General features: G+C 64.3%; 21 protein-coding genes. 12 read left to right on the forward strand and 9 right to left on the reverse strand.

Annotated elements, in window-relative coordinates:
* Positions 1–21: 21 nt before the first annotated feature.
* Entirely contained in the window at positions 22–501 is a 480-nt protein-coding gene (locus tag A5788_RS02755; RefSeq protein WP_005207144.1) for a DUF1942 domain-containing protein, read from the forward strand.
* A 97-nt stretch (positions 502–598) separates the two neighbouring features.
* Positions 599–1,291 carry a hypothetical protein gene (locus tag A5788_RS02760; protein ID WP_064861742.1) on the forward strand — a complete coding sequence of 231 codons (693 nt, stop codon included), beginning with the start codon at positions 599–601 and terminating at the stop codon, positions 1,289–1,291.
* An 85-nt stretch (positions 1,292–1,376) separates the two neighbouring features.
* On the opposite strand, the gene A5788_RS02765 is transcribed toward A5788_RS02760, so the two are convergent.
* Positions 1,377–1,862 (reverse strand): pyridoxamine 5'-phosphate oxidase family protein, encoded by a 486-nt coding sequence (locus A5788_RS02765; protein ID WP_039856146.1) that lies wholly within the window; start codon positions 1,860–1,862, stop codon positions 1,377–1,379.
* 103 nt (positions 1,863–1,965) lie between these two features.
* Between A5788_RS02765 and A5788_RS02770 the strand changes: the two genes are divergently transcribed.
* Positions 1,966–2,937 (forward strand): ketopantoate reductase family protein, encoded by a 972-nt coding sequence (locus tag A5788_RS02770; RefSeq protein ID WP_064866990.1) that lies wholly within the window; start codon positions 1,966–1,968, stop codon positions 2,935–2,937.
* Between the two features lie 560 nt (positions 2,938–3,497).
* On the opposite strand, the gene A5788_RS02780 is transcribed toward A5788_RS02770, so the two are convergent.
* Entirely contained in the window at positions 3,498–3,815 is a 318-nt protein-coding gene (locus A5788_RS02780) for a DUF2853 family protein (RefSeq protein WP_064861812.1), read from the reverse strand.
* Between the two features lie 147 nt (positions 3,816–3,962).
* Here A5788_RS02780 and A5788_RS02785 point away from each other — a divergent pair, with 147 nt between their 5' ends.
* Positions 3,963–5,123: an epoxide hydrolase family protein gene (locus A5788_RS02785; RefSeq protein WP_064866988.1), complete on the forward strand. Its 1,161-nt coding sequence runs from the start codon at positions 3,963–3,965 to the stop codon at positions 5,121–5,123.
* A 91-nt stretch (positions 5,124–5,214) separates the two neighbouring features.
* Positions 5,215–6,966, forward strand: a complete 1,752-nt coding sequence (locus tag A5788_RS02790) for a DUF3556 domain-containing protein (protein WP_064866986.1) — start codon at positions 5,215–5,217, stop codon at positions 6,964–6,966.
* On the opposite strand, the gene A5788_RS02795 is transcribed toward A5788_RS02790, so the two are convergent.
* Positions 6,920–8,176: a lipase family protein gene (locus tag A5788_RS02795; RefSeq protein WP_064867028.1), complete on the reverse strand. Its 1,257-nt coding sequence runs from the start codon at positions 8,174–8,176 to the stop codon at positions 6,920–6,922. The two genes, A5788_RS02790 and A5788_RS02795, sit on opposite strands and share 47 nt — an antisense overlap.
* Positions 8,177–8,387: 211 nt before the next feature.
* Between A5788_RS02795 and A5788_RS02800 the strand changes: the two genes are divergently transcribed.
* From A5788_RS02800 to A5788_RS02820, 5 genes are all read left to right on the forward strand, one after another.
* Positions 8,388–9,683, forward strand: a complete 1,296-nt coding sequence (locus A5788_RS02800) for a TY-Chap domain-containing protein (RefSeq protein ID WP_064867026.1) — start codon at positions 8,388–8,390, stop codon at positions 9,681–9,683.
* A 26-nt stretch (positions 9,684–9,709) separates the two neighbouring features.
* Positions 9,710–10,423, forward strand: a complete 714-nt coding sequence (locus A5788_RS02805) for a GNAT family N-acetyltransferase (protein ID WP_049699137.1) — start codon at positions 9,710–9,712, stop codon at positions 10,421–10,423.
* Positions 10,424–10,445: 22 nt separating this feature from the next.
* Positions 10,446–11,402 (forward strand): adenosine deaminase, encoded by a 957-nt coding sequence (locus A5788_RS02810; RefSeq protein ID WP_197494620.1) that lies wholly within the window; start codon positions 10,446–10,448, stop codon positions 11,400–11,402.
* 497 nt (positions 11,403–11,899) lie between these two features.
* On the forward strand, positions 11,900–13,285 hold the full coding sequence (locus tag A5788_RS02815; RefSeq protein ID WP_064866982.1) for an LLM class flavin-dependent oxidoreductase: 1,386 nt from the start codon (positions 11,900–11,902) through the stop codon (positions 13,283–13,285).
* Positions 13,282–14,490 carry an acyl-CoA dehydrogenase family protein gene (locus tag A5788_RS02820; protein ID WP_064866980.1) on the forward strand — a complete coding sequence of 403 codons (1,209 nt, stop codon included), beginning with the start codon at positions 13,282–13,284 and terminating at the stop codon, positions 14,488–14,490. Before A5788_RS02815 ends, A5788_RS02820 begins: the two co-directional genes overlap by 4 nt.
* 6 nt (positions 14,491–14,496) lie before the next feature.
* Here the strand turns inward: A5788_RS02820 and A5788_RS02825 are convergent, their stop codons facing one another.
* Positions 14,497–15,141 (reverse strand): TetR/AcrR family transcriptional regulator, encoded by a 645-nt coding sequence (locus tag A5788_RS02825; RefSeq protein ID WP_064866978.1) that lies wholly within the window; start codon positions 15,139–15,141, stop codon positions 14,497–14,499.
* Between the two features lie 163 nt (positions 15,142–15,304).
* Here A5788_RS02825 and A5788_RS02830 point away from each other — a divergent pair, with 163 nt between their 5' ends.
* Positions 15,305–15,841 carry a hypothetical protein gene (locus A5788_RS02830; protein ID WP_197494621.1) on the forward strand — a complete coding sequence of 179 codons (537 nt, stop codon included), beginning with the start codon at positions 15,305–15,307 and terminating at the stop codon, positions 15,839–15,841.
* A gap of 14 nt (positions 15,842–15,855) precedes the next feature.
* On the opposite strand, the gene A5788_RS02835 is transcribed toward A5788_RS02830, so the two are convergent.
* Positions 15,856–17,181 (reverse strand): ATP-binding protein, encoded by a 1,326-nt coding sequence (locus tag A5788_RS02835; RefSeq protein ID WP_231894333.1) that lies wholly within the window; start codon positions 17,179–17,181, stop codon positions 15,856–15,858.
* Positions 17,182–17,289: 108 nt separating this feature from the next.
* Positions 17,290–17,466: a hypothetical protein gene (locus tag A5788_RS24005; RefSeq protein WP_197494622.1), complete on the reverse strand. Its 177-nt coding sequence runs from the start codon at positions 17,464–17,466 to the stop codon at positions 17,290–17,292.
* A 171-nt stretch (positions 17,467–17,637) separates the two neighbouring features.
* On the opposite strand from A5788_RS24005, the gene A5788_RS02845 reads away from it, so the two are divergent.
* Entirely contained in the window at positions 17,638–18,546 is a 909-nt protein-coding gene (locus tag A5788_RS02845) for a glycoside hydrolase family 16 protein (RefSeq protein ID WP_231894334.1), read from the forward strand.
* 142 nt (positions 18,547–18,688) lie between these two features.
* On the opposite strand, the gene A5788_RS02850 is transcribed toward A5788_RS02845, so the two are convergent.
* From A5788_RS02850 to A5788_RS02860, 3 genes are read right to left on the reverse strand one after another with little or no spacing between them, the layout of a single operon-like run.
* On the reverse strand, positions 18,689–19,423 hold the full coding sequence (locus A5788_RS02850; protein ID WP_387316391.1) for a helix-turn-helix domain-containing protein: 735 nt from the start codon (positions 19,421–19,423) through the stop codon (positions 18,689–18,691).
* A 3-nt stretch (positions 19,424–19,426) separates the two neighbouring features.
* Complete coding sequence (locus A5788_RS02855) at positions 19,427–20,617, reverse strand: NAD(P)/FAD-dependent oxidoreductase (RefSeq protein WP_064866974.1); 1,191 nt, start codon at positions 20,615–20,617, stop codon at positions 19,427–19,429.
* Complete coding sequence (locus A5788_RS02860) at positions 20,614–21,948, reverse strand: FMN-binding glutamate synthase family protein (protein ID WP_064866972.1); 1,335 nt, start codon at positions 21,946–21,948, stop codon at positions 20,614–20,616. The genes A5788_RS02855 and A5788_RS02860 overlap by 4 nt, the downstream gene beginning before the upstream one ends.
* Positions 21,949–21,967: the final 19 nt, after the last annotated feature.

Raw genomic sequence — 21,967 nt, forward strand, 5'->3', positions numbered from 1 at the left:
CCCACAGACAGGACACCCACTGTGCGTTCCACCCTCGCGGCGATCATCGCCACCATCATGTGTGCTCTCTTTTCGATCGCCGTGGTACCCGCGGCAGCGAGCGCAGCACCGCCCTCGAACGCGCGTTACATCTCCGGTGACGGCTGGGGCGGCTACGTCCAGATCACGGATATCAACCTGCGCGGCAGCACCTTCAGCTTCACGGCGACTATCGAAAGCACCCGGGGCGCCATTCCGGTCAACCCCTTCTATTTTGTCGCGAAGGCGTCCGACGGAACAACCTACGACGATCCCGACTTCAGCACCACCGACCTTCACTCGGGGTATCTGTCAGCGGGTCAACGTGTCAAGGGCACAGTTGCGTTCACAGTCAACGGCCCTCGACCGACCGCAATCCAGTACGAAGGAGTTCTCGGGGAAACGCTGGCCACATGGACCTTCACCTGGCGCGAGGCACCAAAGTCGAAGAAGCCCGCACCGCTGTTCGGGTCTGCGTCCTAGTCGCTATCGACCCGAGCACGGAAGCTGACCCTGTAACCCGAACCGCGCTCCGCCCGATATGTCGCTAACAGCAACGCCGCTGACGATTGGAGCTGAAATGCCACTCACTCAAGAACAACTCGACGTCATCGCCGACCGAATCGCTGATCTGAATCCCCAGCAGCGCACCAGGCGATGGAGCAGCATCAGCCTCTGCATTCTCGACGCAGTGTGGAGTATCGGAGCACATTACGACAACGTGGTCACGCCCCTCGTCGTCAAGTTTGCCCGTTCGCAGGGCGTCTCCAGTGCCGTGGTTCCAGTCGACGAGCTACCCAAGGATGATCCGATACCAGCTTCGAGTCTCGCAAGATTCACCGACGACGCACTCTTGTCCCTGACTAATAGCCAGCTCACCTCGACTCGCGGAGGAGTGACAAAAGCACATGCCTCAATCGCCTACGCGCAAGTACTGGTTGATAGCGGCGTCGAATCGCTCTCGGACGCAATCGAGGCATTGGGGGATAAAGCACGTCTCGCGAGCATTGACGCCGAGCTAGCTCGCGTTCCGGGCGACGGACAGCATGGCATACGTCGCGGATATCTCTGGATGCTTGTTGGCGACGACAACCGAATCAAGCCGGACCGGATGATTCTTGGATGGTTTAGGAGCCTAGGAGTTCCGAGTGATCCTGCATCGGCAGAAGATTACATCCGAGCTGCCGCGCCAATTGTTTCTGCGCGACTGCAGCGTCCCGTCACGCCGTGGGAGATCGACCATGCGATCTGGAATTACGCTCGATCATCCTAGAACCATCTAGCCTAGGACGCGTGGCCGATACTGCAGCCGACCCGCGAAAGTGTCAACGCCGTGGGCTGGCTGAGCCGTCCAACACTCAGAGATCAACCGACGCGTTGGTGGCGACGTCGGGCTGTTCGCCTGACACGATCGCTTTGGCGTATTTGAGCAGCGCAACGGGTTTGGGGCTGTCCAGGGTCCAGTACTCGGCGGAGTCGGCGTGCACCTTCAACAGTGCGACGCCCGGGTCTTCGCGGCCCTTCTCGAACCAGGCCTCTGCGTGAGAGTTCCAGAGCTCGTCGATCAGCTTCTGTTCGTGGGTGACCGACGCTGTGCCGGCGATCGAGAGATAGTTGTCGTCGGCCTGCAGGCTCACATTGACGTGTGAGTCCTCGGCGACCTGGTCAGTTTTGGGCGAGGGGACGACGGTGAAGAAGTACAGATCGCCGTCGAATTTTCTGTCCAGCACTGCTAGTGGACGGCTCAGCAATCGACCATCCGATTCGCTGGTCGTGACGAAGGCGACGCGACCCTTCGAGATCAGCTCGCCGATGTGCTCGAATTCGGTGTTGTCATCAGTCATGGTTTTCACGCTACGCGCAAGTGCTCTTCACGCCCACCGTCCCGCGTGACTGTGACGGCGGGCGGCACGCTCCCGCGTCGCGCTCGCATCTACCCTGAAGACCATGCGTTTCGTCATCTACGGTGCCGGGGCCATCGGCGGCGTCATCGGTGCTCACCTGGCACTTTCCGGAGCAGACACCACCTTGGTCGCGCGCGGCGAGCATCTGCGAGCAATGCGTAAGGGCGGACTCGTCCTCGACACCGCCGAGGGACACCAATCCATTTCGACCACGCTTGCGTCAAATGCGTCCGAAGTGGACTGGAGCGACGACTCCGTGACGCTCCTCGCCGTCAAGTCGCAGCAGACCGCCGCGGCCATCGCCGACCTTCGGGCGCATATGCCTCTCGACACTCCGGTGGTGTCGGCCCAGAACGGCGTCGCCAATGAACGTAAACTGCTTCGCGTCTTTCCGCACGTCTACTCGCTGTGCGTGATGCTGCCCGCCTTGCATCTCGAGCCTGGTGTCGTCGTTCAGGCGTCGTCGAACAAGCCCGGAATCCTCGACATCGGGCGCTATCCGTCGGGTATCGACGAAGTGGCGCAATCCATTTCGTCAGCACTGCGTGCCGCGACGTTCCTCTCCGAGCCGCGCCCCGACATCATGGCGTGGAAGTATCGAAAACTGATAATGAACCTGGTCAACGGTATCGACGCCAGCTTCCGCAACGACGGCGACGCCTTCGCCGAGCTTGTTCGACGCGCACGAGCCGAAGGTGAGGAGGTCATCGAGGCGGCGGGTATCGATGTCGTCTCCGAGGCCATCGACAAGCAGCGGCGCGGCGATGCCATCGTCCGCCGTGACACCGGAGAGGCTTCCTTCGGCAGTTCAACCTGGCAGAGCGTCGCCCGTGGAGCGCGCAGCGTCGAGACCGACTATCTGTCCGGTGAAATCGTGCTGCTCGGGCGACTACACGGCGTGGCGACGCCGGTCAACGAGCTCGTCCAAAACGAAACCGACCGCCTTGCGCGCGAGGTGCTGTCGGCAGCGAGTTCGGATGCGGGCGTCGCGCTGGAGAGTCTCGACCTTCTGTAGCAGCACCGTTTTCGATACCGTGCAGGATCTCCTCGCAGGTCTGCGCCGCGATGTCGCACAACTTTTTCGCCCGGGACGTCATCTGTGGATCTGTCGAACGTTCACGCCACACCTGCGACATCCTGCGCGCTGTAGCGGCGATCTCACGCGGATCGCTGTCGGGTGAGAGACCGAGACGTCGAGCGGGGTCGGACCCGTGCGAACCGAGAAGCGAGACCAGTTCGTCGCGCAGTGGCGTCGAAAGATCCCTGTTCTCGCGCAAGCTCGGGAACCGCTCGGTGCGCGTGCTCGGACCGATGCCACGATGCGACGTCGGCACCGCGAACATCTCGGTCGGCGAGTTGGGGTCAGTGGATGTCTCGTGCATGGCCTCGACTGTGCCCGTCGACCCTTGCCGCGCTCTCAACGCGACCTGAGAGCAGCCTTCGGATCCTGTTGCATCTCAACGCCCTCCGACATGCCGGGTGACGTACAGCACTAGAGAGCGCCTACACGCGTTCGGCGTCGACGACTTCTCTGTGAAGACGTCGACGCCGAAGGCGGAAACCAGGTGAACAGCGCTATTTGAACACGCCGAGCTTGCCGAACTTGTCAGCGAGCTTGTAGTACACGGCAAGCCGCGGATTGGACTTGCCGTCCTTCATCTCCGCGAGCACGTCCTTGATCGCATTGTCGAGGTACGCGTCGCTTTCGGTCAGACCGAGCTTCTTCTTCAGGAAGTTCTCGCGGACGGTCTTGAGTTCTGCGGGATCGCTCGCCGACACCAGAGCAGCGTCGGCGTTCTGAAGGGCGAGGCGGTAGGTCGACGCCATCTTCTCGACCACGGCAGGGTCGGCGTCGGGGACGTACTTCTTGACGGTTTCCAGGGCATCAGACATGGGACACTCCATTGGGTTGTCGCTGGTACAGGCGACACGGTACGCCCGTAAAGACGATCAAGTCTGATGAATCGCGGGTTGTCGGAAATGTCCGCCCCCTGTCGATCATCGAGCAACGAGACGTCGTGCACCTCCTACCCTTGGTTCATGGCAGCCACCAGCGCGATCCGGCCGTTCATTCCACACACCGACCCGGCCGTCGTCGACGATCTTCGACGACGCCTCCGCACCACTCGGTGGACCGACGCTCCGGACGGCAGCGGATGGTCGATGGGTACGGATGTGTCGTATGTGCGCGATCTCGCCGACTACTGGCGCACGGATTTCGACTGGGCCGCAATCGAATCAACGATCGCCGGATTGCCTCACTTCACGGCCACCATCGACGGCCTCGACATCCACGTTATCCACAGCCCTGCATCCGACCCCGACGCGGCATTTCCCGTCCTGCTGGCCCACGGCTGGCCCGACTGCTTCTGGCGATTCCTGAAGGTCATCCCGCTCCTCACCGATCCCGCCGCACACGGCGCCGAGCCCGCCGACGCCTTCACGCTGATCGTTCCCGACATGCCGGGGTTCGGATACTCCGGTCATCCCAGTGGGCCGACGCCCGACACACGAGACATCGCGCGAATGTGGGGTCAACTGATGCAGGTGCTGGGGTACGACCGGTACGGCGTCGCCGGCGGCGACATGGGCAGCCACGTGGCCCGCTATCTCGCACTCGCCCATCCTGCCCGCGTCGTCGCGGTGCATCGAACCGACGCCGGGCTACCTCCCGCGACCATCGACAGGTCAACATTGAGTCCTGAGGAGATCGCCTGGATCGACGACGCCGCACGCTGGTCGGCCACCGAGGGCGCATACGCGGCTATGCACAGCACCAAACCCCAGACAGCCGCGATCGGCCTGGCCGATTCACCGGTGGGCGTGGCGTCGTGGATCGTCGAAAAGCTGCGGTCGTGGAGCGACTGCGACGGAGACCTCGACAGCATCTACACGAGAGACGAAATCCTCACGCTCGTCACGCAATACTGGGTCACCAACACGATCGGATCGTCGATCCGCACATACCGAGCCAACGCGGCGATACCAGTCGAGGACCGCATGCGCTACGTCGACGTCCCATCCGGGTTCTCGATCTTCGGCGGCGACGTTGTTCGACCGCCCCGCGCCTGGTTGGAACGCACCGCGAACACCGTTTACCACTCCGAGCCCAAGCACGGCGGCCACTTCGCACCGTTCGAGGTGCCGGAGAGCTACGCCACCGAACTGCGTACGTTCTTCCGTCCCTACCGCAACGCATGAGCGGCGTCGGAAACCACTGAACCCCAACCAAGCATTCGCTTGGTTTGTTAACGTCCAGGCTGCGGCACCCATCGGCAGTGAGGGCGGAACATTGGGGTTCATCACACAGACCAGGCCCGACGTCGACTTCCCGACATGGAGTCAGGGCTCCCGAGCCGAGAAGATCCGGCCGATGGCACGCCAGTGGGCAGAGGTCGGGTTCGGCACCCCCGTGGTGTTGCACCTGTTCTACGTCGGCAAGATTCTGGCCTACGTGTTCGTCGGCTGGGCGATCGTCGCCGCGACGCCGGGCATCGGCGGGTTCTTCGACGTCGCGTCGTGGTACAGCGAGACGGTCGTCTTCCAGAAGGTCGTGCTCTACACGATGCTGTTCGAGGTCATCGGCCTCGGTTGCGGCTTCGGTCCGCTCAACAACCGCTTCTTCCCGCCGTTGGGCTCCATTCTGTACTGGTTGCGCCCCAGAACAATTCGTCAGCCACCGTGGCCCACACGTGTGCCACTGACGCGCGGCGATGTGCGCGGCCCGGTCGACATCGCGCTCTACGCAGCACTTCTCGTGATTCTGGTTGTGGGACTCGTCAGTCCCGGTAGCAGGGAACTTCCCGATTTGAACTCGGCAACCGGCGCACTACCGCTGTGGGAGATCTGGACGATTCTTGTACTTCTCGCGCTGATCGGGTTGCGCGACAAGACAATCTTCCTCGCCGCGCGTGGCGAGGTGTACGGCGCGCTGTGCGTGACGTTCCTGTTCACCGGTGTCGACATGATCGTCGCCGCCAAGGTTGTCTTCCTGGTGATCTGGCTCGGTGCGGCGACGTCGAAGCTGAACAAGCACTTCCCGTTCGTGATCGCAACCATGATGTCGAACAACGCGGTCATCCGGTCTCCGAAGATGAAACGACTGTTCTTCGAAGACTTTCCGGACGATCTGCGGCCGGGTAGGCCATCGCGGTGGATCGCTCACTTCTCCACTGCGGTCGAGGGTCTCGTGCCGATCGTGCTGTTCTTCTCGCATGGAGGATGGCTCACGTGGGTTGCCGCGGCGATCATGCTGATCTTCCATTTCGGCATTCTCAGTTCCATTCCGATGGGAGTTCCGTTGGAGTGGAACGTCTTCATGATGTTCGGAGTTCTCGCACTCTTCGTCGGTCACACCGATCTCGGCCTCGCCGACCTCGAGCAGCCGTGGTGGGTCGCCCTGCTGTTCGTCGTGGTTGCGGGCACCGTGGTGATCGGAAATCTCTTCCCGCGCAAGGTGTCCTTCCTTCCGGGAATGCGCTACTACGCCGGAAACTGGGACACCGGCATCTGGTGCATGACACCGTCGGCGTCGGAGAAGGTGGAGAAGAACGTGGTTGCGATCGCGGCTCTGCCGGCGTCGCAGCTACAGCGGATCTACGGCAGCCCCGAAGCGGCGCAAGTGGCGTTGTACATGGGATATGCGTTCCGCGCCTTCAACAGTCACGGTCGGGCGCTGTTCACGCTCGCACACCGCGCGATGACCGGGCACAACGAATCGGACTACATGCTCACCGACGGCGAACGCATCTGTTCGACGGCGATGGGCTGGAACTTCGGCGACGGCCACCTCTCCAACGAGCAGCTGATCGCATCGCTGCAGAAGCGCTGTGAGTTCGAGCCGGGAGAGGTTCGGATCGTACTCGTCGACGCCCAGCCCATTCACACACAGACCCAGCAGTACCGCCTGATCGACGCTGCGACAGGAGAATTCGAGCGCGGCTACGTCCGAGTCGCCGATCTGGTGACCCGTCAGCCGTGGGACGACGAGGTCCCGGTCACCGTGACCTGGGCAGCGTCACCCGCTGACCGGCAATCGCAGTGATCGTCTTGTCCTCGCCGGGCCGGCCGTCGAGTCGATGAGTCAGCCAACTCACCGCGAGTGGTCCGGAGAGCGGCAGCAGTGAATAGTGTTCCGTCACAAGGTCGCGCACGTAGGTGACTGGCACACCGAGATCACGGTACCGTTGCGCCTGCGCATCGACGTCAGCCGCGTCGATCACCTCGTCGTGCACCGCCTGCATGACCAGCAGCGGCACGGCAGGCGCATGCGTACCGAGTTGCAGGTCGTCCATCATCTTCACGGCGCCCGGATCCGCCAGCACGTCGGCGAGCGGGATGTCGAAGTAGTCGTCGAGATCGTGGTTGCGGAAGCGCCTTATCGCCGCGAGCGTCGGAAGAGTGGCGGCCTCGTCGAGGCTGCGGCGCCCGAATTCGGTTGCGTGCTCGGTGATCATGCGTTCGAGCGCGGGATACACCCGACGCAAGCCGGCCACCACGAGGATCGGAAGTCCTGCGTGCAGGCCACCGTTGAGCCGTAGCAGCGTCGACGCCATGTCGCCGACGGGCGAACCGAGAACGGCACCAACGATATTCAGCTCGGGCGCATAGTCCGGAGCCATCTCGGCGGCCCACGATGTGGCAAGTCCGCCGCCCGAGTATCCCCACATTCCGATCGATGTCGTCGCTTCGAGGCCGAGGGGCTCGAACGCCAGCGCGGCCCGAATGCCGTCCAGCGCACGGTAACCCGGCTCACGGGGCGCACCCCATGCTCCCTTGGCACCCTCGTGGTCGGGGATCGAGACCGCCCAACCCTTCGAGAGCGCACGACGCACCACCATGAACTCGAACGGTGCGACGGCGCGCGACGCGTCGGCACCCTTCTGCAGGGCATACGACGGGAAGCACTGCGACGTCACCGCGTCGATCGCGCACTGGAACGACAGCAGCGCAGGATTCGGATGCTTGGTCCGATCAGGCACGACGACCGTCGTGACAGTCGCGTCGGGATTGCCGTCGAGGTCGGTCGATCGATAGAGCAGCTGCCACGCCTGATGATTCGACGCCCAGAAGTTCTTGAGCTCGACCTGTCGTGACCGGATCACCTCACCGGGCCGGTAGTCACCGAGATCCGCCGGGGCGTCGTAGAAATGGTCGTCGACGGGCAGCAACGGACCGGCAGATACGTCGTCCCGGTTGTCGCGTACTGCGGTGGATGCACCTGCCGATGTCGTTGTCAGCGTTTGCGCTGTCATGGTCACTCCCCTCGCTACTACTTGTATTTACCAACATTGATCGCCGGTGGAGAATTCCGAGTCGCTCGTCTCATCTTCGAGGGAAAGAGACGAAGCAACAGCCCTGAACTGGACAAGTACGACGTGTCAGACCCTGCGGCTACGTTGCATATCGAACATACATTCGCACCTCGGCGAGTGCTCCAGGGTGCACAACAGGATGGGGAACCGCATGTCCACCGACGGCTTCGACGATCTCATCGAGAACGCATGGCGCGAGTTTGCCGCCACCGTGACATCACGCGTACCCGACCTCGGGCGCAAGGAATTCCTCGAGATCGCTCGCCAAGACGGCCAGCGATACCGCGTGCTGCTCGTCTTCACCAAGACGGGTTCTGGAAAGGTGCGGTGCACGCTCGACGGCACTGCGCTGCCGTGGGCCGGGCGGGCGGAATGGATACGCATTCGTGGTCGCCTGGCACAGCTCGGATGGCGATTCCTCCCCAGAAAGGGCCAGCACATCGCCGAATCCGGCCAGCGTGACGCGAGCACAGTCGCCGACATCGCCGTGTCGACGCTGCGTGAGATCTTCGACGTTGCTCACCCCGTGTTCGTCACGGTGAACAATCCCTTCGGCACGCACTCCGACGCGGGGCAGGTCGACGAGACCGCGGCCGCCACCGAACGTCAGCTGACCGTCGTTCCGCAGGCGCCCGACCGAAACGTCGAGCCGCCGACGGATGAGCACTACACCGCGGAGATGCGTGAGATGGCCGCAGCCATGGATGCGCTTCCCGAATGCATCGCACCCGGGTTCGTCATCTCGGGTGTCGACGAACTACTCGAAGTCACCCGGAGCGTGCTCGCGAGGCATTTCGGATGGCAGGTGTCGGTCGTCAACGGGTGCATCGAACTGCCCGTTCTCGACGCCGTACCGTGCACGATTGTCGGTTCCGATGTGGGTCCGAGCCTCGTACTCACGACGACGCTCACGCACCGACTCCTCGACCCCGCACTTCTCGGCACACTGACCGCCGAATACTCGTCGAGGTGGTCGGGGATCACCTTCGTGGTCCACGATCAGCACGTCTATGCACAGCGAGTCGTCGACGCCGCTGTGTTCCATCCGCACAACCTCGACGCGGCGCTGCGCACCTGGCGGCGCTTTCTGAACAATGAGGCGGGCGAGCTGATCGACGCGCTCAACTCCGGCGGCCCCGGTGCTCACACCTGTACACAGAGCTCGGTACCCGTCGGGCTCCAGACGTTGTTCGAGTTGGGCTTCTCCGAAGCACTCACGCCCGAACGCGTCCTGCATCTGACGAACGGGAAGGTCGGTCGGCTCACCGACTATCTCCGTGTGTGTCGCGAGCTCCTCGCCAACGCCACGGTGTTGGCCGCGGAATCGCGCATCCGTGGCGCCGCGTCGGAGGAGATCGAATTGCACACGGACACAGTCGATTTCTACCGCCAGTTCTGCCTCTTGCTCGAGCAGGCGATTACTCGCGCGACCCCGAAAGGTGCGTGACGCGATGGGCGCATATCGTCGAGTGAATGGCGAGTGTTCTTCCCCCCGACGGCCCGGTTCGCGATGAGACAGTCCTCGACAACCCCGCCCGTTCCGCCCTCCTCGGGCCGCATTCGCGATTCGCACAGACACACGGCAACGCGCTGCGCTATCCCGCCGACGTCGCACCTTGGTGCGCCCTGCCGGATGATCCGACGATCTCCGACTGGGAGGATGCGGCGGAGCTGGTCGGTCCTGACGGTTCCATCACGCTCGCCACCGTGACTGTCGAGCCGCCGGAGGGCTGGACGAGCTCGATGCGGATAACCGGCGTTCAGCTGATCGGCGACGCCGTCGAGGGGTATACCGACCCGCGGGTGGTCGAACTCGACGACTCCGACGTCGACGACATGCTCGATCTCGTGGAAAGAACTCGTCCGGGACCGTTTCGACGCCACACCATCGATCTCGGTACCTACCTGGGTATCCGACGCGACGGCAAGCTGATCGCGATGGCAGGCGAACGCATGCATCCGCCTGGGTGGAGTGAGGTCAGCGCGGTCTGCACCGACCCGGCGTTCCGTGGAGAGGGATTGGCCAGGGCGGTGGTCCTCGCGGTCGTGGACGTGATTCGCGAGCGCGGTGACCTGCCGTTCCTCCATGCGTCGGCCGATAATGTCTCGGCGATCCGGCTCTACGAGAACGTGGGTTTCACCCGTCGACGAAAGGCGATCTTCCAGGCTGTGCGCGCCCCACAGTGACGCGCCCGGCAGGATGGATGTCATGGACGACGCCGAGCTGCTGACACTGCCCAAAGCCGAACTACACATCCACATCGAGGGCACCCTCGAACCGGAGATGGTGTTCGAGCTGGCAGCCCGCAACAACGTCGCACTCCCCTACGCGTCCGTCGACCATCTGCGCGCCGCGCACGCCTTCGCCGACCTTTCCCACTTCCTCGACCTCTACTACGCCTGCATGGCCGTGCTGCGTACCGAGGACGACTTCGCCGATCTCGCCGCCGTCTACCTGCGCAAGGCGGCGTCGCAGGGCGTCACACATGCGGAGATCTTCTTCGATCCGCAGGCGCACACGTCGCGCGGCGTCGACCTCGGTGTCGTCGTCCGCGGGCTGCGTCGTGGACTGGATACGGCGTCGGCGGAGACACGTGTGCATGCCGATCTCATCGCGTGCTTCCTACGCGACCGGCCGGTGTCGGAGGCTCTCGACACGCTTGACGCGTTGGAGCCGTTCTTCGGCAGCCTCATCGGGGTCGGGCTCGATTCTGCCGAAGTCGGCTTTCCCCCAGGACAATTCGCGCCTGTCTTCGACCGCGCGCGAGAGGCGGGCCTGCACGTCGTGGCGCACGCAGGAGAGGAGGGTCCGGCTCAGTACATCTGGGAGGCCCTCGACGTGTTGGGCATCGAGCGCGTCGATCACGGCGTCCGCGCCCTCGAAGACCCCGCACTGCTCAGGCGTCTGGCCACCGATCGAATCCCGCTCACCACGTGTCCGCTCTCGAATGTGCGGCTGCGCGGCGTCGAAAAGCTCTCCGATCATCCACTGCTCGATCTACTCGACGCCGGACTGGTCGTCACCATCAACTCCGACGATCCGGCCTATTTCGGCGGGTACGTCGGTGACGCATTCGTCGAGGCGCGGCGCGAGCTCGACCTGAGCGACGAACAGCTCCGCGCCATTGCGCAGTACTCGTTCGACGCGTCGTTCACCACTTCGTAGAGACTTTTGGTCGGCACATGTATTTGGGATGATCCGCGGTTCCAGACTAAACGGCCACCATGCTGCGGCCTCCCGCCCTCGTACACGCGTAGTTGCGGGACACCCCTCTGATTGGACCCGGAACAATCGAACCCGGAGCCACCAGCGCGATGATCGCCGCGCTCGCGACGGCGACGAGAACCGCTATCAACGCGACACGGCGGGTGCGTCGGCTTGTTCGCTGCTGTCGAATCGGTTTCTCGGACATGCGTCCTCCAGACAGTTCTGCCAGACGGACCTCGTGCACCCGCCGACACCTAGTCTCGCGGGTCGGCCGCCGAGTCGTATCCGCAATCCGATACGCGAGTTATCGGCGCAGCACTACCTAGGAGACCCCCGGCTACTCGCCGAGGCCACCCGGAGGAGCGAAGATCTCCTGCAGCCACCCCTGGTCGCCCCTTGTCATCACCCTGATTCCAAGTAGTCATCACGTCGGGCGCGGTCGTAACGTCACGCGCATGGCCCAACCCCAACCACTGAAATTCGCCGCGTTCGCGATGAACACGACGTCGCACATCCTGCACGGAGCCTGGCGCGCACCGGAGGCGCAGCAGACGAACTTCAATGACCTCGATCATTGGATCTCGCTCGCGAAGACGTTGGAGCAGGCCAAGTTCGACTTCATCTTCTTCGCCGATGTCGTCGGCCTCTACGACGACTACCAGGGCGACTGGAAGAAGTTCGTCGACTCGGGACTGCAGATTCCGAGCAACGATCCACTGGTCCTCGCTTCGGCATTGGCCTCGCACACCGAGAATCTCGGTATCGCCGTGACGAGTTCGATCCTGCAGGAGCATCCGTTCGACTTCGCGCGCAAGATCTCGACACTCGATCACGCCTCGCGGGGGCGGGTCGCGTGGAACATCGTCACCAGCCTGTCGAGCAACGCGTGGCGCAACTTCGGCTACGACGGCATCACGCGCCACGACGACCGCTACGCCTGGGCGCAGGAGTACGTCGACGTCGTCTACAAGCTGTGGGAGGGCTCGTGGGACGACGACGCGCTCATCCAGGACAAGGAGTCCGGTGTGCACGCCGACTTCGACAAGGTGCACAAGATCCATCACGTCGGCGAGCGATACCGAGTCGAGGGGCCGCATCTCGTCGCGCCGTCTCCGCAGCGCACACCTGTTCTCTTTCAAGCGGGTTCGTCACCCGCGGGCCGACGTTTCGCCGCCAGCAACGCCGAGGCGCAGTTCATCGTCTCGCCGAATCCCGCTGCGGCGAAGGGACTTATCGACGACACTCGACGGCTGGTCGCTGGAGCCGGGCGTGATCCGCAGGATCTCACGTTCTTCCAAGGGCTTTCGTTCGTGATCGGCTCCACCGAAGAGGAAGCCGCGCGGAAGGCACGCGAGCTCGACGACCTCATCGACCCCAGCACGATCATCGCGCACTCCGCCGGCGGACTCGGCATCGACCTCGGCCACTACGATCTGGATACGCCCATCGGGGACATCGAGACCCAGGGCACCCAGAGCACCCTGCTATGGCTGCGCGAGGCGGTACCCGATCGGGAGCCGACGGTCCGCGACCTCGCTGAGTTGCGCAGCCGCTCAGGACGAGTCGTGGGAACTCCCGAACAGATCGCCGACCGCCTCGAGTTGTGGCGAGACGCAGGCGTCGGCGGCGTGAACGTCATCAATGCGACCATCCCGGGGAGCTACGTCGAATTCGCGGAGCATGTCCTGCCGGTTCTGTGCGATCGTGGTCTGGCACAACGTGATTACGCAGCGGGCACCGTGCGCGCGAAGTTGACCGGTCGCGACCGACTACCGGATACGCACCCCGCGGCGGGCTATCGCGGCGCGTTCACCACAAACCGTGAAGAGGTGTCAGCATGACTGCGGCAACGAGGGTCGTCGCCCATCGTGCTTCGGTGCTCGCCGAGATCACAGTCGGATCGGCCGAACGTGAACGGGCGGGTCAGGATCCGCGCGCACAGATCGAGCTGCTGCGCGACGCAGGACAGACCGCCCTCACCCTCGACTCCGAACACGGAGGTGGCGGAGCGGATGTCGTCGAACTCGTCGAGTTCATCGTCGATCTCGCGCGGGCCGACCCGATCGCCGCGCACATCCTGCGCGCGCACTACTGGTTCGTCGAACAGGTTAAGCGTCTTCCCGACGGCCCTGTCCGCGATCACTGGAGTGCGCTGATCGCCGACGGCGCCATCTTCGGCAACGCGACAAGCGAGCGAGCCGGTTCGGCTGGGGCGCGCAGATTCGCCACGACCATTCGCCCCACCGATACCGGCTGGCTCCTCGCCAGCGAGAAGTTCTATTCCACCGGAACAGCTTTCGCCGACTTCATCGCCGTGCAAGCGACGGTCGACGACGCACGGGGCGGAGAACGACTCGCACGACTCATCGTCCCCGTCGACCGCGCGGGTGTCTCGGTGATCGACGACTGGGACGGAATCGGCCAGCATCGCACCGGGACCGGTTCGACGCAGTTCACCGATGTGGTGGTCACCGCCGACGACATCCTCGGGATCGTCGACCTCGCGGCAGCGGATGCTCCGCGGATCGCCCCCGATGCTCCCCTGCTGCAGCTCTTCCTGCAGGCGCTCATCACCGGAATCCTGTTGTCGGTGAACGACGATGCGATCGAGCTTGTGCGTGGTCGCACACGCACCTTCGACCACGCACCGGCCGACGAACCACGTCACGATCCCGTGCTACTCAAGACAATCGGCGAGATCGACGCCACTGCACACGTCGCACGCGCCGCTGTTCTCGCCGCAGCGCGCGACGTCGAAGCGGCATTCGAGTGCGCGCGGCAGGGCGTGATCGATCCCTCGCTGTTCGAGCGGGCCTCCGTCGCCGCCGCGCGCGTGAAGGTGCACGTCGACTCCGTCGCATTGCCCGCTGCCACAGCACTATTCGATGTTGGCGGAGCGTCGTCGGCCAGTCGCGCACGCAATCTGGATCGACACTGGCGCAACATCAGGACGATCACACTGCACAACCCGACGTCGTACAAGGCGATCGCACTGGGCGATCTTGCGGTCAACGGCACCGCGCTTCCGGCGAACGGCTATTTCTGAACCGACCTACGTCGAACTGCTTTCAGTCTGCGCGTCGTCAACAGCCGGAGAGTCTGGCCCATACATCGTCAACCAGTAGGCGCGGGCGAGTGATGCGGCGAACTCGGCGTCGAATTTCTCCGGGGCGTTCGTGAGGTCGAGGAGGCTGCCCCGCGTGGTGACGGTGATGAATCGTGCGGTCTGGTCCGGGTCGAGGTCGGCAGCGGCGAGACCGTCGACTTGATCCTGGCGCAGACGTTCGGCCATCTTCGCCGTGTACAGCTCGAGGAAGCCGCCGAACTCGGTCCTCAGCCTGGCGTCGAGGTCGACCGTTTCGAGGAAGGCGCGCCAGACGGGACCGTGCTCGCGCCCGAGTTGGAACATGCGGGTGATGGTGTCGGCGAGGTCGTCAGGGCCCTTCGGCTCAGTGCGCATCCACCACTGGTCCGACACCTCCCAGAACGCGGTGAAGAAGGGTTCGGCGGCGTTCTCGATCAGATCGCCCTTGTCGTCGAACCATTGGTAGAAGGTCGACCGCGACACGTTGGCCGTCGTCAGAATGCGTTCAACCGGGACGTCCGCGTAGCGCACGCCCGACTCCAGAATGGTGCCCACCGACTCGAGGATCCGTGCCCGCGATGAGGTTCGACGCTTGACCGGGGCCCGTGACATGCAGGTCAGAGTACTCGCCGATGCCCACGCGCAGCGTCCTTCACGAAGGGTGCAGACGAACGACGGACAGCGGCGTTCATCACGTTGACGAACTCTTAGCGCCGTTGATGAAGTCTTAGCGCCCCGGATGCTGTCGTCGGCCAGGCGTCGGGCGTAGACCGAAGTGGTGACACTGTTCGACATACTGCCCTCTCTGAAAGGGGTCACCGTGGCCAGATCGTTCGATTCGACGAAGTGGCGCTTGCCCATTCGATGCTCGGGGTGCGACATCCTCGTCAACGACATGTCGCTGCGGGAGGAGTCGTTGCGGCGCAAGGTCGCGTTCTTCCTCGATGAGTCGGGCGAGCCCGTCAGTCAGGCGCTGTGCCCCGAGGCAGTGTGGTTTCCCGCGCTCGTCACTCGAATCAGCAGTGCGCAACTCACCGCAGAACGCGCCGTGCTCCACGTCGACGCCGCACTACCGCTCACCACCGCCATCGACGACGTCGCCTTTCCGGGCAACGAACTCGCCGGGGCACACCTCGTCGACATCACGGTGGTCGACACGTCTGGGCATCGTCGCACACTCAACGCGGAGCTACCCGCGCACGTGTCGGTGACGGGGACCATCGTGCTGGCGCTGCGCGGCGTGTCGACGCAGCTCCCGACGGTCGAGAGCGCACCCCGCCGGAGCCCGCTGACCGTCGACGGTCAGCGGTAGCCGACAGCGGCTCGCTACAGGTAGGTGCCCGTCGGCAGTGCGGCCTCGTGCGCGCGTGAACCGATGACCGACAACAGCGTCGCGGTCGTGAGTGCGGCTCCGTCGACGAGGATCGCGCGACGTACCAGCTCGCTCACGTCAGCGCCGCTGCGGTCGCGAGGCAGTGCTGCGACGACCCGTGCGACATCGACGTCGCGAGCGCCGATTCTCGCGAGCACACCGGACAGAATCGCTTCTGCCGCAGCATCATCGGGCGGATTGAGCTCGATCACCGAGTCGAAACGGGCTGCACGCGTGGCGGCGCCGTCGAGCGCGCGCGGATCGTTCGTCGTCGCGATCGTCAGGACGCGGTCATGGGCCGTCGCGCCGTCGAGTGCCGACAGCAGCGCACCGAGTGCGGAGTCGTCGCCGTCGCCCCGGCGTCGGACGTAGAGGTCGACGTCGTCGAGGATCACGACGAGCGGTCCGAGGACATCGGCCATGGCGTAGACGGACCCGAGCTTTGCCATGACCGCGGCGGATTCGACGAGGACAACGGTGAAATCGCCGAGCAATTCTGCGGCGATCGTCCGAGCGATCGCCGTTTTACCGACGCCGGGAGGTCCGGCGAGCAGCAGACCACGACTCGTCGACATCCCCGCCGCGGTCAGGATTTCGTGCCGAGAAGTGACAGCGGAGATACTCAGATCCACCTCGCGCCAGACGCTGTCGGGGATGGCCACGTCGGCGCGGGTTGTCGACGGCGCAGGGGCAGCCGACAGCGAGATCTCGTTGTAGTCCACCGATACCGATAACACTCTGCCGCGCAGCGGGTTACGTGCATCGATACGACGACGCAGCTCGACCACGGCACGAGACACCATGCCTCGGAGTTCATTCGGCGCATACAGCGAGATAGTGGCTCTCGAATTGGCGTCGCTGAGCAACGACGAGATCACCAACGGTCCACTGCCGAAGGGACTATCGGGGGTGAAGGCGAGCGAGATGTCGGCGGGTACCGAGAACTCGTCGTCGCCGACGCTGCGTTCTGCCCACCGCGGAGGTGCGTCGTCTTCGTCCGGACCGATTGCGGGCGAATGCCTTTCGATCAGGTCGCCGAGAACGAGACCTGCGGCGATTCTACTGGCCGGGTTGATGGACATGACCTGCACGAAGAGTTCGTTCCGGTCAGCGCGGAGATGTGTTGTCAGGAAGGTGTCGATGGACACAGGTTCTGCGGGGAGCGCATCGTTGAGCAACTGTGCGACCACGGTGACGGCGCGTCGTACATGGGGGTGCTCCGTCGCGAGCGCGTCGAGCGTGGATGTTGTTGCGGGCGTGGTGTCCTCCTTCTGTGGCAAGCGTGTCAGCTTGGCACTGGTCGACGACGCTGTGCAACTGGTTTTCACGCGGCGAGACCCCGCCTCGGCCAGGCGGGGTCTCGTGACAAGTGGGTGGGAGAATACCGATCAGTAGTTGACCCACACCCAGTTCCAGCGCCGGGTGCGCGAATCGAAGCGACGCACGCGGCGACGACGCTGTGCCGGAGCGGGGTTCTGGCGCTGCTGCTGGTTGTTGTTCGGGATGGGCATGACTACCTCTTTCACTTCGGCGGAACGCTCGTCGGTGAGCGCTCTCTCTGACATCACCGACAATGCCAACCGAGACTTGCGAGGCACTCGACGTCGACTGGGAGATCGCTGAGCGACTGGGAGGCTGGGAGACAGCTGGGGCGCTGAATGCCGTTGATAGGCGCGGCATCACAGATTGCTACCCGGATTAGCTGTTCGGCTGGCAGACGAGGCGATCATTCGATAGTGTCCGAATTGTCATCACCGGGGGATCGCACCGACGAGGAGAACGTCCCGATGAATCGACGCCCACCCCGGCCGACCCTCCCCCACGCGATACGACGCCGCGCCACGTCAAGGCTGCGCCGCCTGACCGGTCCGATCGCACTCACACTCGTCGCATCGATGACGGCCCTTGGGCTCTCACATGTCGCACCGGCTCGTGCGGCCACGTTGGTGTGGTCAGACGAGTTCAACGGTGCAGCAGGTAGCTCACCGTCGACGTCGAACTGGAACTTCGAAACCGGTGGCGGTGGCTGGGGCAACAACGAGTGGCAGACCTATACCAACTCGCGGCAGAACTCCTACCTCGACGGCAACGGTCGTTTGGTGATCGCGGCACGCTCCAACGGGACGTCGATCACGTCGGCGCGCCTCAACACGCTGGGCAAGGTCGCATTCACCTACGGGACGGCGTCGGCCAGGATCAAACTTCCCGCAGGCAAGGGTCTACTGCCGGCGTTCTGGCTGATGGGCACCGACATCTACTCGGTGGGGTGGCCCCAGAGCGGTGAGATCGATGTCATCGAAACTCCCTCTGTGACAACGGCATACACGAATCACCTGCACGGTCCGACGACGTCGGGCGGAACATGGCAACTCGGCAACTCCGGTGCGATCGCCGACCTGTCGACCGCCTTCCACACGTACTCCGTCACGAAGTCGAAGGATGCGATCACCGTCGCGCTCGACGGGCGGACGGTCGGCAGCTACCGGGCGTCGCAGTTGAGCGCCGACAAGAAGTGGGTGTTCAACAAGCCGACGTACCTCCTGCTGACGCTCGCGGTCGGCGGGAACTGGCCCGGCGACCCCGACCTCACGACGCCGAACCCCTCGTACATGACGCTCGACTGGATCCGCGTGTACTCGAGCTGAGGTGGTCTCGACAAGCTCGACCAGCGGGCGCAGCTCGACCGGCGGGCTTGGCTCGGCCGGCGGCGGGGTGGTCTCGACAAGCTCGACCAGCGATGGTGGGCTCGACCAGCGATGGTGGGCTCGGCCGGCGGGCGGATCGGTGTCAGATGGCCGAGTCGGGGAACGCGATGACCGAGAGGAACCGGATCGGGAGTTCGACCAGTTCGACCGGCCCGTGCGCGCCCTCGCCGTCGAGCTGCAGTGAATCGCCGGGGCTGAGCCGGTAGACCGAGCGTGAGTGTGCGTAGTCCATCGTTCCGTCGAGCATGAAGATGAACTCGGTGCCCGGGTGCTGGAACAGCGGCTGCGTGACCGACTTCTCGGTGAGCGTCACCAGCAGGCATTCGAGGCGCTTGTGCTCGCCGCGGAGCGAGCCGAGCATCTCGTACTCGTGGCCCTCGCGCGATCCCTCGCGCACGATCTGCGAGCCCTCCCCCGCCTTCACGAACACGGCGGACCGTTCGAGGTCGGCGCCGCGGAAGAGTGAGGTCACCGAGACGTCGAATGCGGTGGCCAGTGCGGCGAGAGTGCTCAGGCTGCACGAGGTCTGCGCGTTCTCGATCTTGGAGAGCATGGCCTTGGAGATGCCGACCTTGGCGGCCATGTCGCCGACCGACAGCCCCTCCTGCCTGCGGAGACGTCGTACATTGTGCGCTATCGCCGATTCGAGTTCGAGTTCTTCGACGGGCTGATCGACGGGACGTTCGCGCGCGGTCCCCGATTGGTTACGGATCAGAGCGTCGTCGGTCACCTCGCCAGCATATCGGTAGACGGACTTCACTCCGGGTAGACGGCGAGGTCCGGCGGACGTCGGTGTTCCGCCGTGGAGAGCACACATCCGCTACCGCATCTCGCCGGCGCCGACATACGGGAATCTGGTCTTGAGCAGGTCGCCGCCGTCGAAGCGGGATAGTCGGAAGTCGGACTCCGGGATGCGCGGATCGCTACTGCGACCGTCGACGACGAGGTCGGCGACGAGACGCCCGACGGCCGGCGAGATCTTGAATCCGTGGCCGCTGAATCCGGCGGCGATGACGAGCCCATCGAGCGGGCCGGTGGAGATCACCGGATTCCAGTCGGGTGTGACGTCGTAGCAGCCCGCGTAGCTACTGGTGATGCTCGCGTCAGTGAACGCCGGGAATCGGGTGCCGACCTTGTCGACGGTGAGGTCGAGGAATGCCTCGTCGGCGCGATTGAGGTATCCGTCTGGGTTGGCGACCTCCAGCTCGGCGAGATCTGAGTTGCCGAACAAGATCTCACCGCGGACGTCCGGGCGGACGTACTGCAGCGACACCAGATCCGAAAACACCGGCACCGCACCGAGGTCCATGCCCGGATGGATCATCACGATCTGCTCGCGGTGCACCGTGATCGGGACGTCGATGCCGTACCTATCGAGGAAGGGCTTGGTCCAGACGCCTGTCGCGACGATGACGGTGTCGGCGGAGATGGTCGAGTGGTCGGCGAGTTCGACTCCGGTGACGCGCTCGCCGTCGGTCAGGAGTCCGGAAACGGTGGTGCCCTGCTTGATTCGGACACCGGCAGCTCTCGCCGACGCCGCGAACGCCTGGGCGGTCTGATACGCATCGCCATAGCCACCGCGTTCTTCCCAGCCGAACGCGGCGAACGGTTCGAGATCGGCTGCGGGCCAGAGCTTTGCCACCTCGGAGATGTCCATCTCCTCGGTCTGCACTCCGACTTCGCGTTGGGCTGCAAGGCTTTTCCGAAGATTGTCGACGTTGGGCTCCCCGACCCCCACGACGTAGCCGGTCTGGCGGAAGCCGATGTCGGTGCCGAAGATCTCCTCGGCCTTCTCGAATACCTCGAGGCCGATGGCAGCCATGGCGGCGAGCGAACTGACACCGTAGTGGCAGCGGACGATACCCGACGACTTGCCGGTCATCCCTCCTCCGACGGTATCGCGCTCGCAGACAACGACATCGGTGATGCCGCGCTGCGCCAGAGCCCATGCCGTCGCAACGCCCTCGAGGCCACCGCCGATGATGACGATGGATGCGGTTTCGGTACTCACAGACCCGCTCCCGTCCCGGGAATCCAGTTGGTTCCCGCGAGCGGAACGCGCGCCATGGCTGCGGCTTCGATCGAAATCGCCACCAGGTCTTCGGGTTCCAGGTGATGCAGGTGTGCCTTGCCGCAGGCGCGGGCGATGGTCTGCGCCTCCATCGTGGTCACGCGAAGGAAGTTGGCGAGTCGGCATCCACCGGCGATCGGGTCGAAACGTGCGGAGAGCTCCGGATCCTGGGTGGTGATACCGGCCGGATCCTTGCCGTCCTGGAAGTCGTCGTAGAAGCCCGCGGCCGATCCCAGTGCCGCGTACTCATCCTGGTATCGAGGATCGTTGTCGCCCAGGGCAATCAGCGCGGCGGTGCCGATCGCCAAGGCGTCGGCCCCCAATGCCATGGCCTTCGCGACGTCGGCGCCGTTGCGGATTCCGCCGGAGACGATGAGTTGGACCTCCCGGTGCACTCCGAGCTCCTGAAGTGCCTGCACCGCTTGGGGAATCGCGGCGAGTGTCGGAATTCCGACGTGCTCGATGAAGACTTCCTGGGTCGCGGCCGTTCCGCCCTGCATGCCGTCGACCACGACGACGTCGGCGCCGGAATGCACCGCGAGCTTGACGTCGTAGTAGGTGCGGGTGGCGCCGACCTTGACGTAGATCGGCTTCTCCCAGTCGGTGATCTCGCGCAGTTCGTTGATCTTGATCGCGAGGTCGTCGGGGCCGGTCCAGTCCGGGTGTCGCGAAGCGCTTCGCTGGTCGATACCGACCGGCAGGGTGCGCATGCCAGCCACACGCTCAGTGATCTTCTGTCCCAACAGCATTCCGCCGCCGCCCGGCTTGGCACCCTGTCCGAGGACGACCTCGATCGCGTCTGCCTTGCGCAGGTCGTCGGGGTTCATCCCGTAGCGCGACGGAAGGTATTGGTAGACGAGGTGTTTGGACTGCCCGCGCTCCTCGGGGGTCATGCCGCCGTCGCCCGTGGTGGTCGACGTCCCGACATCCGACGCTCCACGGCCGAGCGCCTCCTTGGCACCTGCCGACAGCGCGCCGAAGCTCATGCCCGCGATGGTGACCGGGGTGTCGAGGTGCAGCGGGTACTTCGCATTGCGGGTGCCGAGCGTGACGTCGGTGCCGCAGCGTTCGCGGTAGCCCTCCAAGGGGTAGCGCGACATGGAGGCGCCGAGGAACAGGAGGTCGTCGAAGTGCGGCAGCTTGCGCTTAGCTCCCCAACCGCGGATGTCGTAAACGCCTGTCTCCGCGGCGCGTTGGATCTCGGCGATGGTTGAGCGATCGAAGGTCGCCGACTCGCGCAGACCGCGCTGCGCGTTGCTGAGGTTGGACATGGGATTCTCCGTTGCGGGT

Origin of the sequence: Gordonia sp. 852002-50816_SCH5313054-c (genome assembly GCF_001665925.1) — a bacterium.
In the GTDB taxonomy this organism is placed as follows: Bacteria; Actinomycetota; Actinomycetes; order Mycobacteriales; family Mycobacteriaceae; genus Gordonia; species Gordonia jacobaea.